Origin of the sequence: Plantactinospora mayteni, assembly GCF_016862935.1 — a bacterium.
GTDB classification, from domain to species: domain Bacteria; phylum Actinomycetota; class Actinomycetes; order Mycobacteriales; family Micromonosporaceae; genus Plantactinospora; species Plantactinospora mayteni.
This window is the reverse complement of record NZ_BONX01000018.1, coordinates 66,271-79,133: the sequence shown is the minus strand read 5'-3', so window position 1 is coordinate 79,133 and position 12,863 is coordinate 66,271. Positions and strand designations below refer to the sequence as shown.

Genomic DNA, 12,863 nt, shown 5'->3' with positions numbered 1-12,863 from the left:
AGAGCCGTAACCAAGCACCGTTGACACCTGAGCAACCGTTTGCATTAATTGGCCAACCAAGTGACGGCAGACACACCGGCAGCCACAGAGAGGACTCGCGTGCCAGCCACCATTCGAGACGTCGCGCGGGCCTCCGGGGTGCACATCTCCACCGTCTCGCGGACGTTCTCGGCCCCACACCTGGTCAACCCGGAGACCCGGAACCGGGTGCTGGCCTGCGCCGAACACCTCGGCTACCGGCCCAACCGGGCCGCCCGGGCACTGATCACCGGGCGCACCCACAACATCGGCCTGATCATCGCCGACATCGCCAACCCGTTCTTCCCGCCGCTGATCAAGGCGGCGGAGAGCCAGGCCCGGCAGCGCGACTACCACATCTTCATCGCCGACACGAATGAGGACCCGGCGGCCGAGGAGGACCTGGTGCACGCCCTGGCCAAGCAGGTCGACGGCGTGCTGCTGTGCAGCCCACGGATGAGCAACAGCCTGATCGAGCAGCTCAGCCGCGAGGTGCCGCTGGTCGTGATCAACCGCCAGGTCACCGGCCTGCCGGCCGTGGTGATGGACGTCGGCCAGGGCGCCCGGCTCGCCGTCGAACACCTGACCGGGCTCGGACACCGCGAACTCGCCCTGCTCGGCGGGCCGCGCGGCTCGTGGACCAACCGGGAGATCCGCCGGGCGGCCACCGCCGCCGCCCGGGCCGCGGACGCCTCCCTGACCGTGCTCGGGCCCAACCCGCCCACCGAGGGCGGCGGCATCGCCATGGCCGAACAGGTCCGCCGGACCGGCGCCACCGCCGTGCTCGCCTACAACGACCTGATGGCGATCGGCCTGATGGAAGGGCTGGACTCGCTCGGGCTACGGGTGCCCCAGGACATCAGCGTCGTCGGGATCGACGACATCGCGCTGAGCCGGCTCACCCGGCCCAAATTGACGACGGTGGCCACGCCAACCGCGGCCGCCGGCCGGACGGCCGTCGACATGCTCCTGCAACACGACGGTTCCTCCACCGCACGCGCCGGGCGCGGCGGCGGACGGACCAGTACCGCCGACGACCGTCGCACCACCGCACAGGTAAGCCTGCAGACCGAGTTGGTCATCCGCGACTCGACGGGCGTCGGTCCGGCGGCTTCGGCCGACCGGCCCGGAACGGCGGCAACAGCCGACCGCCCGGGCGCGGCATCTCCTGCTCGCCCGGGCCCGCACGGCCATCCGGCCCCGGGCGGCGCGACCGCGGCCACCCCCGAAAGTGTCGCCTCCTAACGCCAAGGAGTGAGCGAAAATGCACCCCGCCACACCCCCGACGGCGAACGCGCCTGCCGCGCGTAGCCACCGTACCCTGCACCGTCGAGGCCTGCTCCGGATCACCGCCGCGATGGTCGCCCTTCCCCTCGTCCTCGGCGCCACCGCCTGCGGCGGCGACGACGAGGCGAGCACCGACCCGAACGCCAAGGTCGAACTCTCGATCTTCTGGTGGGGCGGGGAGGCGCGCGCAAAGCTCACCGAGGAGGCCCTGGCGCTCTACACCGCCAAGCACCCCAACGTGACGTTCAAGAAGACCTGGCAGGCCAACCAGGGCTACTTCGACAAGCTCGCCACGTTGACCGCCGGCGGCGACGCGCCGGACATCTTCCAGATCGACGACAACTACCTCACCGAGTACGCGTCCCGGAGTACCACGCTCGACCTGACCAAGCACAAGGACGACGGCAAGCTCGACGTCTCCAAGTTCCCGGAGAGCCTCTGGCAGTACGGCGTGGTGGACGGCAAGCTCGCCGGGGTCGCGTTCGGGGAGAACACCCAGGGCCTGGTCTACAACAAGTCGCTGCTCCAGAAGCACAGCCTGCCGGAGCCGACCACCGGGATGACCTGGGAGGCGTTCATCGCCTGGGCGGCGAACGCCAGCAAGGTCACCAAGGTTCCCGGCACGATGGACCCGAGCGCCGACTACAAGGCGCTCTGGGTCTGGCTGCGCCAGCAGGGCAAGGATCTCTACAAGGGCAAGGAACTCGGCTTCACCGCCGACGACCTGACCAAGTGGTTCGAGCTGTGGAAGGGCGCCCGCGACCAGGGGGCCACTCCCACGCCGGACGTGATCCACGAGGGCAACGCCACCGACATCACCAAGCAGCTCGTGGTGACCGGCAAGGCGGGTACGTCGTTCGTCTGGGCCAACCAGATGCCGGAGCTGAAGAAGAACACCAAGGACGAGCTGGGCGTCATCGCGTACCCGGGTGACCCGAGCGCGCAGTGGGCCCGGGCCTCGATGTACTTCTCGGTGTTCGGCAAGACCAAGAAGGCCGACGTCGCGGTGGACGTGATCAACTTCCTGGCCAACGACCCGGAGGCCGGCAAGATTCTCGGTACCGACCGTGGCCTGCCGTCCAACCTGGACGTACGCAAGACGGTCAGCGACTCGGTGACCGACCCGGCGATGAAGCAGTCGATCCAGGTCGAGAACGAACTCGGCGCCAAGTTCGGCCCGTCCCCGCAGGTACCGCTGAAGGGGCACAGCAAGGTCCGGTCGGAGCTGATCAAGTTCGCCGAGGAGGTCCAGTACGGGCGGCAGACCCCGGCCCAGGCCGCGGCCGCCTACTACGAGGCCGCCAAGGCAGCGATCGCCTAGCCGCTGCGCGGTCACACGTTCGGAGAGGAGTTGGCTCGTGGCGTTGACCACGGCGCCCAACCCGACTCCGCCGGCCAGGGAAACCGTCCGGGCCTCCGCCAAGTCGCGGAGGCCCGGACGGACCCGGCACGGCGAGGGTCTGGCCGGTTACGTCTTCCTGTCGCCCTGGCTGCTCGGCCTGATGGCCGTCACGGCGATACCCATGCTGCTGTCGCTCTATCTCAGCTTCACCAACTACGACATCCTGACCGACCTCTCCGACGTCGAGTGGGTGGGGCTGGCGAACTACGAGCGGATGTTCACCGCCGACCCGTCGTACTGGCACGCGGTGCAGGTGACGTTGTCGTTCGGGCTGATCGCCGTACCCCTGAAACTGGCCGCGGCGCTCGGGGTCGCGCTGCTGCTCAACCGTGCCTGGCGCGGAGTCGGGCTGTTCCGGGGTCTGTTCTATCTGCCGTCGCTGCTCGGCGGCAGCGTGGCGCTGGCCATCGTCTGGGTCAGCATGTTCAACCGGGACGGCGCGTTCAACTCGTTCCTGAGCCTCTTCGGCATCCAGGGCAAGCCGTGGGTCAACGACCCGGAGTGGTCCCTGGAGACCCTGATGGTGCTCGCCATCTGGCAGTTCGGCGCACCGATGGTGATCTTCCTGGCCGGGCTGAAGCAGGTGCCGACCGAGCTGTACGAGGCGGCGGCGGTCGACGGCGCCGGCAAGCTCCGGCAGTTCGTCAACATCACGCTGCCGATGCTCTCCCCGGTGATCTTCTTCAACCTGGTACTGGAGACGATCAACGGTTTCCAGGGCTTCACCTCGGCGTTCGTGCTCAGCAACGGCACCGGCGGCCCGGTCGACTCGACCCTGATGTACACGCTGAACCTCTACATCACCGGCTTCACCGAGCTGGAGATGGGCTACGCCTCCGCGATGGCCTGGGTCTTCCTGGTCGCGATCGCCCTGATCACGGTGGTCTTCTTCAGCACCGGCCGGTTCTGGGTGCACTACTCGGACGGAGACGGAAACTGATGGTCGCCCAGACTCCGACCCTGCCCCGGCCCGGCGGTACGCCGGCCGCCACCCGCCGCCGCCCGAGCGGTGCCGGCCGGCAGGCGGTCCGGCTGCTGATCCTGGTCGCGATCCTCGCGGTGGTGCTCTATCCGCTGTTCTGGATGGTCGGCACCTCGTTCAAGTCGCAGGAAGAGATCGTCAGCAACATCGGGCTGCTGCCTCGGGAGTTCACCCCGGGCAACTTCGCCGACGGCTGGACCAACTTCGACGTCAACTTCGGCCGGTTCTTCCTGAACAGCGCGGTGGTCAGCCTGCTCACCGTGGTCGGCAACGGCGTTTCGTGCCTGCTCGCCGCGTACGCCTTCGCGCGGCTGCGGTTCCGGCTGCGCGGGCTCTGGTTCGCCGTCATGATCGGTACGCTGCTGCTCCCCGGGCACGTGCTGATCGTGCCGCAGTACATCCTGTTCCAGAAGACCGGGATGGTCGGGGCCGCCTGGCCGTACCTGCCGCTGGTGTTGCCGCAGTTCCTCGCCACCGAGGCGTTCTTCGTCTTCCTGATGGTGCAGTTCATGCGAGGCATCCCGCGCGAACTGGACGAGGCAGCCAAGATCGACGGCGCCACCTCGTACGGCATCTTCCGGCACGTCATCCTGCCGCTGAGCCGGCCGGCGCTGGTCACCACGGCGATCTTCTCGTTCATCTGGACCTGGAACGACTTCTTCCGGCAGTTGGTCTACCTCTCCGACCTGGAGGACTACACGGTCCCGGTGGCGCTGACCCTGTTCATCGACTCGACCAGCCAGAGCGCGGTCGGCCCGATGTTCGCGATGTCGCTGCTCTCGCTGCTGCCGGTGTTCCTCTTCTTCATCGCCTTCCAGCGGATGCTGGTCGAGGGCATCAACACCAGCGGGCTCAAGGGATGACCCCGCCACCCGCCCCGAACTGGCCGGAGGAGCCGCTGCCGGCGGCGGCCCGGCCGGACTGGCGGGAGACGCTCCGCACCGCCAGTGACCTGGCGCTGCTCGGCATCGTCGTCGCGCTCGCCTCGCTGCCGGTGGTCACCGCGGGAGCCGCGGTCGCCACCGGCAGCGCCGCGCTGCACCACTGGATCGAGACCGGGAACTGGCCGGGGGTACGCCCGGTGTTGCGGGACTTCCGTCGCGCGGTGCTGCCCGGCATCCTGCCGACCGTGCTGGCCGGGGTCGCCGGGGTCGTACTCGCGGTGAACCTGCTGGCGCTGACCCGGGGCGTCGTACCCGGCGGCGCGGTGCTGGTGCTGGTCACCGCCGCGCTGGCGGTGGCGGCCGGCGGCTTCGCCGGGCTGACCGTGGTACGCCTCGGCCAGCGGGGCGGCCAGGGCTGGCGGGACGCGCTCCGGGCGGCGGCGCAGACCGGGCGGGACCGTCCGGTGATCCTGCTCGGCACCGCCGGCACCGTCGCGCTGGCGACCCTGCTCTGCGTGCTCGTGCTGCCGCCGCTGACCCCGATCCTGGTCGGCTACACCCTCTTCGGGCTGCACGCCACCACCCGCCGGCTGGCCGGCGCGCCGTAATCCACAGGGGACGCCGGATAGCCAGCTCTGCCCCGCGCCCGCCCTCTACAGTGGACGCCGAATTGCCACCGCCTCCGCCCCGCGCATCGGCGTGCACCCGGAACGGCTGGTCAGGACTCTCCGTCGGCGGTGTGCCGGACCGGCGTGAACCGCACCGGGATCGACTTCGGGGTACGCCCCCACGGGGAGGGGACCGCCTGCAACTCCTCGGCCGGGATGGCCAGCCGTACCCCGGGCAGCAGGTGCAGTGCGGTCTCGACGGCGGTACGCACGATCAGCCGGGCCGGGATCTGCGCCGGGCAGGCGTGCGGGCCGGCACCCCAGGAGAGGTGCGCCCGGTTGCCGACCTCCCGCCACGGCTCACCGGTGGGGTGGATCCGGGGGTCCGCGTTGGCGGCGGTCAGCCCGAGGATCATCGCGTCGCCGCGCCGTACCGGCTGCCCGGCGAGTTCGGTGTCGCGCAGCGCGTACCGGGCCGGTGCGTTCGTCATCGGCGGGTCCCGCCACAGCACCTCGTCGATGGCGTCGTCCACGCCGAGCCGGCCGCCCCGGAGCCGTCCGGCGAACCGCTCGTCGGTGAGCATCAGCCGCAGCGTCTGGGCGATGCAGCTCATGGTGTTCTCGTTCGCCGCGACCAGCATCAACACCATGGTGTCGTAGACCTCGGCGTCGCCCCGCAGGTTCGGGTGCTGGGCCAGATATGTGGTCAGGTCGGCCGACGGGGTCGCCCGGCGGGCCGCCACGACGTCGGCGAGGATCTTCATGACCTTCTCCCGGGCGGCCAGCGCGTCGGCGCCCCAGGCGAACATCGCGGCCAGCCCGGCCTGGAGTTCGTGGCTCTGCACGGCGTCCAGGCCGAACCGGTCCGCGACGGCCAGTACCGGGACGATCGCCGCGTAGTCGGCGACCAGGTCCGCCTCGCCCCGGCCGGCGAACGAACCGATCACGTCGGTACAGAGCGCGGCGACCGACCGGCGCATCGCCCGCTGGTCGATCTCGGCCATCCCACCGGAGATCGGGGCCCGCAGCCGGCGGTGCCGCTCGCCGTTGACGAAGAAGGCGTTGTCGTACGGCGACATCATCGGGCGCAGCAGCGAGTCCGCCGGCAGGCTGCCGTCGTGGTGCGCCGCCCAGTCGTCCGGGTCGCAGGAGTAGACCTGCTCCTGCCGGGTGACCGTGAGGATCTCCGGATAGCCCATGACCAGCCAGGCGTGCACACCCGGCTCCAACTCCACCGGGGCGACCGGGCCGTGCTCGGCCCGGAGCCGGGCGAAGACGTGCTGCGGGTCGGGGCAGGCGGTGGTGGCGGCCAGCGGCATCAGTCCGGTCAGCTCGGCCAGCGGCTTGCGGGCGGCGGGGCTCTCGATCGCGGCAGAGGTTGTCACGAGACCATTTCCTGGGAGACGGGAAGGTGCTGCGGGGCGTCAGCCGGCCCGGTGGCCGAGGTGTCGACGGCGTACTGGACGAGGGTCGTCAACGCGGCCAGCGCGGAGCCGCGGTCCCGGGCGTCGCAGTCCAGGACCGGCGTATCCGGCAGCAGGTCCAGGGCGGTACGCAGCTCGTCGGCGGAGTGCGGCACCGTGTCCGGGAAGTGGTTGACCGCCACCACGAACGGCAGCTCGGTGCCGATCTCCAACTGGTCGAAGACCTCGAAGCTCGCCTCCAGCCGACCGGGCCGGGTGTCGACCAGCACCAGGACCCCGGCGGCGCCCTCGGCGAGCCCCTCCCACAGGTCCCAGAACCGCCGCTGCCCCGGGGTGCCGAAGAGGTACAGCGCCAGGGTGTCGTCGAGGGTGATCCGGCCGAAGTCCATCGCCACGGTGGTGGTGCGCTTGTCGTCGACCCCGGCGAGGTCGTCCACCCCCTCGCTGACCTGGGTGACGATCTCCTCGGTACGCAGCGGGCTGATCTCGCTGACCGCGCCGATCAGGGTGGTCTTGCCGACCCCGAAGCTGCCGACCACCAGGATCTTCACCGACTTGGTCACTGTCCCGGGCAGGTAGCCGTCAGAGCGCACGGAGACCATTCAGCACCTCTTGCAGTAGTTCCCGGGGAAGCTGCGCGGAGCGGGGACTTCCGGCCCGCGCGGTCAGGTGGCCGGAGTCGACCAGGTCGCTGGCGAGCACGCGTACGACACTGACCGGCAACTCCAGCCGGGCGGCGACCTCGACCAGGGAGAGCAGTCCCCGGCACATCGCCAGCAGGGCACGTTCCTGACGACCGGCCGAGATCGGCAGCGGAGGCGCCGGATCGGTCGCGATCAGCAGCGTGTCGACACTGATCGTGTTACGCGACGGGCGGGCCCGCCCCTTCGTCAGCACGTACGGCCGCAGCGCCGAGTCGCGGTATTCGCGGCTCCGGTCGTCAGGAGGGGTCATCCACGCTCCCCGGGTCCGGTCTGTCCTGTCCTGGCCTGACCTCGCCGCGCCCGATCATGCCCCGGCGCCGTGCCGGGCCGTGGTGGCGAGGTTACGTTCACCGATCTTGTTGACCTGGGCCTGCATCTGCTGGGCGATGAGTGCCGGATCGACGGCCGGTTCGGTCACCACCGCCAGGTGCGAGCCGTCCCCGGCCCGCCGGACGAAGAGGTATCCGCCGTCGAACTCGATCAGCAGCGAACGAAGGGACCGCCCGTCGGACCCGAACTCCCGGCCCACGCTCCGGCCGAGCGACTGCAACCCGGAACAGGCTGCCGCCAGCCGGTCGGCGACGTCCTGCTCGGTGTGCTCGGACCGGACCATCGCCAGACCGTCGGCGGAGAGCACCACGGCGTGCCGGACGTACGGCACCGAGACCACCTCGGCCAGCATCCAGTTCTGGTCTTGCTTCGCGCTCATCGTTCGTCTTCCTCCGTGGTTGTCGGCGGTCAGCGAGAGCCCTCCGGATCCGGTTCACCACCGGTCCGGCCGCCCTCGATGAAGGCGCCCATCCAGGAGCCGGCCTGCTCCGGCGTCGGCTCCGAGGACACCGCCGCCGGCTCCGCCAGCTCGGCGGCGACCGGTTCCGCCGCTTCCGGGGCGGCCGACACGGTCTCGCCCCGGCGGGACCGCCGACGGGGCAGGGTCACCCCGACCGCCGGATCGGCCGGTTCCGCCTCGACCGGCCTCGGTCCCGGTTCCGGTCGTACGGCCGGCGGCTCGGTCACCACCGCCGGTGGCGGGCGCATCAGCACCGCCTCCGGCGGCTCCACCGTCTCCACGACCTTCGACGGGATCAGCACCACGGCCCGCAGCCCACCGTACGGGGACTCGCTCAGGTCCGCCCGGAAACCGTGCCGGCGTACGTAGTGGCCGACGACGGCGAGCCCGGTCTGCGGAATCTCGCCCAGTTCGCCGAGCCCGACCGGGCGGCGCCCGGAGACCGTCTCCCGGGCCTGCTCCAGCCGGTGGTCGTCCATCCCGATGCCGCCGTCGTCGATCTCGATCACCGCACCGCGTTGCACCCGCCGTACCGTCACCGGAACGGTGGTGGCCGGCGGCGACGACTGGGTGGCATTGGCCAGCAGCTCCGCCACCAGGTGGATGACCGGCTCCACCACCTCGGCGGCGACCGCCACGTCCTGGTCGCCGGAGACCTCGATCCGCTGGTACGCCAGGATCCGGGCCGAGGCGGCACGTACCACGTCCACCATGGCCAGTGGCTCCTGCCACTGCTGCCCCGGCCACTCCGCACAGAGCACGGCGAGGCTCTGGGCGTGCCGGGCCTGCTGCGCGGCGGCGTGGTCGACCCGCATGCTGGACTCCACCACGTCCGGGTCGTGCTGGTGCCGTTCGGCCATCAGCGAGACCTGCTCCTGGATGGAGTGCGCCGCCGTCTGTACCCGCCGGGAGAGCGCCACCACCGCGAGCCGCAACGACTCCTCGCGCTCGTCCGACCCCTTCAGCGCGCCGGTCGCCTCGGCGAGGATCCCGTCCACCAGACCGGCCGCCCGGTCGGCCAGTAGCGGGTCACCTGCGGCGGGCGGCACCGGCGCCCCTGCCAGCACCGCCGGGAGCCGGACCCGGAGCAGGTGTTCGAGGGCGTCGTCCACCGCCGCCGAGCGGGCCTCGGCCCGGTCCCGCCACTGCGTCTCGCGCTCCGCCAACTGGTGCTGGTAGCCCTGTACCTGCCGCTCGAACTCCCGCTCGCGCTCGTCGAACGCCGCCCGGGCGGCCCGTTGCCGGCGCCGGAGCACCGCCAGCAGCACCAGGGCCAGCCCGGCAGCCACCGCCGCCAGCACCGTGACCGCCAACCCCGGCGGGTCGGTGCCGAGCAGCGCGGCGCCCACCGCCGCCGTACCGGCCAGGGCGGTGAGCAGGAAGGCGGCCGACCACACCGAGCGGCCCCCGGGCGAGGGACGACCGGACGAGAGCAGAGGTGTCATGATCACCTTCGAGCGGAAGATCCGGGCAGGACGGAGCCCCAAACCGCAGTTCAGGCACGTGGTGGATGAGGATCGTACCCGATCAGATCGGGGTCACCGCCCACCTGACTGGACAGTTGTCGCTGCCCGGAAGCGCCGAGGTGGTGGCCGCCGCGTCGGACGCCGACCCGGCTCGGGCTATCCGGTGGTGAAGCGGGCGACGAGGAACTCGGAGCGGGCGCCGCAGACGATGACCGAGGTGTTCCAGGAGCAGGAAGCGCCGACGACCTGCTTGAGTTGGCCGAGTTCGGTCAGCTTTCCGGACTCGGCGACCACCCCGGCGACGCTGACGTCCTGGTTGTACTGATTCGGTTGCTCGGCGAAGACCAGCAGGTTTCCGCCGTCCACCCGGACGGCGACCCCGTCCCGGCTCAGCTTCTCGTCCCCGTCGGCGGAGAAGAGTTTCGCCGCCGGGTTGCTGGAGCCCATCTGGACCAGGGCACCCTCGCCGACCGGCAGCAGGCTCTGCGTCGGCGGTACCTTCTTCCGCCATGCCGCCTGCTGGCTGCCGCTCTGGTCGGTCCGGACCGCCACCAGCTCGGTGGTGGTCTCGGTGCCCGAGCCGGCGGTCTCCAGCAGGCAGACCTGCTTCGCGCCGCAGGGCTCCAGGGCGGTCGGCCGGCGACTCTTGTCCGCGTTGTAGATGTTCGTCGGCGCGGCGAGGGTCTCCAGGTCGTACCGGGCCAGGCCGTAGCCGTCGGTCGTCGGCGCGACGAAGAGCTGACCCTCGTACGCCAGCACCTTGGCGTCGGTGTCGGCGGCGTCGGGGCGGGACTTGAGTATCTTGCCGTTGGTCACGTCGACGACCCGGATCGAGTCGTCCGCGCCGATCTGCACGAGTCGCGGCTCGGTACCGCTGTTCGGCAGCGCCGCGACGCCGTCCGGCTCAGTGGCGCCGCCCACCTCCCGGGCGGTCCGCACCGGATAGACCGCGGAGTCGCTGGCGTACTCGCCCTTCGGGCTCGGCTGGGTCCAACCCTTGCCGGTACGGGCGTTGATCCCGATCAACGTGTGGGCGGTCTCGTCGAGCACCACGACGTACTCGTCGAAGAAGTAGAACGTGTCGTCGCCCCGGACCTGCCGGCTCCACAACTGCCTGCCATTGGACGGGTCGAGGGCGATGAGGTCGACCGGGGTAGCACTGCCGATGCCCTCTGTCTTGGCCAGCAGCACGTCCGGCAGCGCCTGGATCCAGTGCCACCCCTCGGCACCGGTCTTCGTGGTGATCCACCGGTCGACCTTCGCCGACTCGGCGTCGAGCACCGCGATGTCCAGCCGCCGGTCGGCCCGCTGGTAGCCGGCATACGCCCGCTGGCCGGCGGTGGCGGTGAAGAACTCGGACGGGTTCTCCTCCTGGGTGGCGATCCGGTCGACCTCCCGGAACGGGGCGAAGTCGAGGCCGGGATAGGGGTCCCGGGTCAGGTAGAGCAGCGTCGCGGCGACCACACCAACCAGCGCGACCAGCGCCCCGGCGCCGATCCAGACCGCCCGGCGGCGTACCAGGCCGGCCAGCCCCGCCGGTGCGGTGCCGCCGGCCGGGCGTGCCGGCCCGGCCGGCTGGCCCGGCCCGCCGGCTCCGAACGGCGCCGGACTGCCCGGCGGGACCGGCTGACCCGGCTGTCCGGGATAGCTGGCGGGGGCCGGCGGATAGCCGCCGACAGCGACCTGGGCGGGTGGTGCGACGGCCCCGGCCTCGTACCCCCCGGTCTGTCCCGGCACCGCGACGCTGCCGGCGGCGGCCGGGCTGGTCGGCACCCCGGCGTCCGCGCCGGCGGTCGTGGCCGCCAGTTCGGCGAGCGCACCCTCCGCGACCGGCAACTCCGGCTGTTCGAGTACGGTCGGCGCGATGCCGAGGTCGGCGTGCAGCATCCGGGCCACCAGCGGGACCCGCGACGAGCCGCCGACCAGGAACAACCCGGCGAGCTGGTCGACGCCGAGCCGGCTGTTGGCGATCACCGACGCGGCCTCGAAGACCCCTCGGCGCAGCAGCGGGCCGACCACGCTCTCCAACTCGTCCCGGGTCAGGTGCAGCGCCTGCTCGACGCCGGGCACCGGAACCGGCGCGGTCGCGGCCCGGGACAGCATCTCCTTGGCTCCGCGTACGTCGTCCCAGAACTGCCGGCGGCTGCGCCACTGACTGGCCGTGGCCGGGCGGCTGAGCTGCTCCCAGATCGGCCCGTGCGCGGTCCGGAGTACCCCGCCGAGGTGCTCGACCAGCGCCGAGTCGAGGTCGAGCCCGCCGAGGTCGGCGACGCCGCCCGAGCCGACCACCACGAACCGGGCCCGGCCGGTCTCGTCGGTACCCTCGTTCCGGACCACCGCGATGTCCAGGGTGCCACCGCCGAAGTCGAAGACCGCCAGCGCGGACCGGACCGGTACCGGCCGGCGCAGCACGTCGGCGAAGTAGCGGGCGGCGGCGACCGGCTCCGGCACCAGCAGCGTGCCGCCGGCCGCTCGGGTCGCCGGATCGGCACCGGGAGGCCGGTTCGCCGTGTCGCCGCCGGCCGGCACCGGCGGCCAGCCCGCCTGGGCGACGGCGGCGGCGAGGGTGTCCCGGCGACGGGCTCCCCAACTCGCCGGATAGCTGAGTACGGCCGGCGGCAGGAACCCGACCGCCTCCACCGCCGCGCCAGCCACCGCGCCGAGCACGCTGGCCAGCAGGTCGACCGTGGCAATCTCCCGGTCACCGAGGAGTACGGCCGGCTCGTCGATCCGTCGCTTCGGGTTCGGCTCGTAGCGGGCCGGGTCGGCCTGGGCCAGCCGCTGGGCGTCCCGCCCGACGTGCGGCCGACCGGCGCTGTCGAGGAAGACGCCGGACGGCAGGATCGGCTGCCCGTCGAAGAGCAGCGGCCTGGTCCGGCCGTCGGGCCAGCGCAGCACCGCCACGGTGTGCGAGGTCCCGAGGTCGACGCCGAGCCCGTAGCCTCCGTCCTGACCTGCCATGAACCGACTCCTCCGAAGGGCGAGGGGTTGCCCGGCCCTGCATGTTACGGGGACACCGGCGACCGGCGACCGGCGCCGGGGACCGCAGCTCGCGGTGGGCGCGCAGGCGGGGCAGCTCGACTGGCTCTGGCTGACCTTCCTGCCGCTGGCGGCGGAGCGGAAGCAGCACCGCGACCGGCTCGTCAGTGCGCGCAGCGGAATGTCCCTGCGGTCCGCTCCCCAGGCAGACGCCGGGTCAGGCCGCCAAGGACGTAGGCCGAGTGGCCAGGCCCACGCCGTCCCAGGAAGCCAGACGGCGCGGGTCAGGCGGGCCCGACAGCGCGGCTCGACCGGCCCG

At 71.7% G+C, this 12,863-nt stretch carries 11 protein-coding genes; 5 read left to right on the top strand and 6 right to left on the bottom strand.

Annotated elements, in window-relative coordinates:
* Nucleotides 1–99: 99 nt before the first annotated feature.
* Genes Pma05_RS13820 through Pma05_RS13800 form a run of 5 tightly spaced genes read left to right on the top strand, consistent with a single transcriptional unit; the run spans nucleotide 100 to nucleotide 5,181 of the window.
* Nucleotides 100–1,263, top strand: coding sequence for a LacI family DNA-binding transcriptional regulator (locus Pma05_RS13820; protein ID WP_203857790.1), 1,164 nt, complete (start codon nucleotides 100–102; stop codon nucleotides 1,261–1,263).
* A 19-nt stretch (nucleotides 1,264–1,282) separates the two neighbouring features.
* A complete protein-coding gene (locus tag Pma05_RS13815) occupies nucleotides 1,283–2,626 on the top strand; it encodes an ABC transporter substrate-binding protein (protein WP_203857789.1) in 1,344 nt (447 codons plus the stop codon).
* Nucleotides 2,627–2,663: 37 nt separating this feature from the next.
* The gene (locus Pma05_RS13810) at nucleotides 2,664–3,647 is read left to right on the top strand and encodes a carbohydrate ABC transporter permease (RefSeq protein ID WP_203857788.1); all 984 of its coding nucleotides are present in this window, start codon (nucleotides 2,664–2,666) and stop codon (nucleotides 3,645–3,647) included.
* Nucleotides 3,647–4,552, top strand: coding sequence for a carbohydrate ABC transporter permease (locus tag Pma05_RS13805; protein ID WP_203857787.1), 906 nt, complete (start codon nucleotides 3,647–3,649; stop codon nucleotides 4,550–4,552). Before Pma05_RS13810 ends, Pma05_RS13805 begins: the two co-directional genes overlap by 1 nt.
* Nucleotides 4,549–5,181, top strand: a complete 633-nt coding sequence (locus Pma05_RS13800) for a hypothetical protein (RefSeq protein WP_203857786.1) — start codon at nucleotides 4,549–4,551, stop codon at nucleotides 5,179–5,181. Before Pma05_RS13805 ends, Pma05_RS13800 begins: the two co-directional genes overlap by 4 nt.
* Before the next feature lie 110 nt (nucleotides 5,182–5,291).
* On the opposite strand, the gene Pma05_RS13795 is transcribed toward Pma05_RS13800, so the two are convergent.
* The 6 genes from Pma05_RS13795 to Pma05_RS13770 all read right to left on the bottom strand — a co-directional run bounded on the left by Pma05_RS13795 (nucleotide 5,292) and on the right by Pma05_RS13770 (nucleotide 12,526).
* The gene (locus Pma05_RS13795) at nucleotides 5,292–6,566 is read right to left on the bottom strand and encodes a cytochrome P450 family protein (RefSeq protein ID WP_203857785.1); all 1,275 of its coding nucleotides are present in this window, start codon (nucleotides 6,564–6,566) and stop codon (nucleotides 5,292–5,294) included.
* Nucleotides 6,563–7,207: a GTP-binding protein gene (locus Pma05_RS13790; protein ID WP_203857784.1), complete on the bottom strand. Its 645-nt coding sequence runs from the start codon at nucleotides 7,205–7,207 to the stop codon at nucleotides 6,563–6,565. The genes Pma05_RS13795 and Pma05_RS13790 overlap by 4 nt, the downstream gene beginning before the upstream one ends.
* Nucleotides 7,188–7,559, bottom strand: a complete 372-nt coding sequence (locus Pma05_RS13785; RefSeq protein WP_203857783.1) for a DUF742 domain-containing protein — start codon at nucleotides 7,557–7,559, stop codon at nucleotides 7,188–7,190. The genes Pma05_RS13790 and Pma05_RS13785 overlap by 20 nt, the downstream gene beginning before the upstream one ends.
* A gap of 54 nt (nucleotides 7,560–7,613) precedes the next feature.
* Nucleotides 7,614–8,018, bottom strand: coding sequence for a roadblock/LC7 domain-containing protein (locus Pma05_RS13780; RefSeq protein ID WP_203857782.1), 405 nt, complete (start codon nucleotides 8,016–8,018; stop codon nucleotides 7,614–7,616).
* A 29-nt stretch (nucleotides 8,019–8,047) separates the two neighbouring features.
* Nucleotides 8,048–9,544 (bottom strand): ATP-binding protein, encoded by a 1,497-nt coding sequence (locus tag Pma05_RS13775; RefSeq protein WP_203857781.1) that lies wholly within the window; start codon nucleotides 9,542–9,544, stop codon nucleotides 8,048–8,050.
* Between the two features lie 177 nt (nucleotides 9,545–9,721).
* The gene (locus tag Pma05_RS13770; protein ID WP_203857780.1) at nucleotides 9,722–12,526 is read right to left on the bottom strand and encodes an Hsp70 family protein; all 2,805 of its coding nucleotides are present in this window, start codon (nucleotides 12,524–12,526) and stop codon (nucleotides 9,722–9,724) included.
* Nucleotides 12,527–12,863 lie beyond the last annotated feature (337 nt).

Bases quoted from the DNA above. Each gene is read 5' to 3' on its own strand.
- Pma05_RS13815 (WP_203857789.1), top strand. From the start codon at position 1,283: ATGCACCCCGCCACACCCCCGACGGCGAACGCGCCTGCCGCGCGTAGC.
- Pma05_RS13805 (WP_203857787.1), top strand. From the start codon at position 3,647: ATGGTCGCCCAGACTCCGACCCTGCCCCGGCCCGGCGGTACGCCGGCC.
- Pma05_RS13800 (WP_203857786.1), top strand. From the start codon at position 4,549: ATGACCCCGCCACCCGCCCCGAACTGGCCGGAGGAGCCGCTGCCGGCG.
- Pma05_RS13790 (WP_203857784.1), bottom strand. From the start codon at position 7,207: ATGGTCTCCGTGCGCTCTGACGGCTACCTGCCCGGGACAGTGACCAAG.
- Pma05_RS13785 (WP_203857783.1), bottom strand. From the start codon at position 7,559: ATGACCCCTCCTGACGACCGGAGCCGCGAATACCGCGACTCGGCGCTG.
- Pma05_RS13780 (WP_203857782.1), bottom strand. From the start codon at position 8,018: ATGAGCGCGAAGCAAGACCAGAACTGGATGCTGGCCGAGGTGGTCTCG.
- Pma05_RS13775 (WP_203857781.1), bottom strand. From the start codon at position 9,544: ATGACACCTCTGCTCTCGTCCGGTCGTCCCTCGCCCGGGGGCCGCTCG.
- Pma05_RS13770 (WP_203857780.1), bottom strand. From the start codon at position 12,526: ATGGCAGGTCAGGACGGAGGCTACGGGCTCGGCGTCGACCTCGGGACC.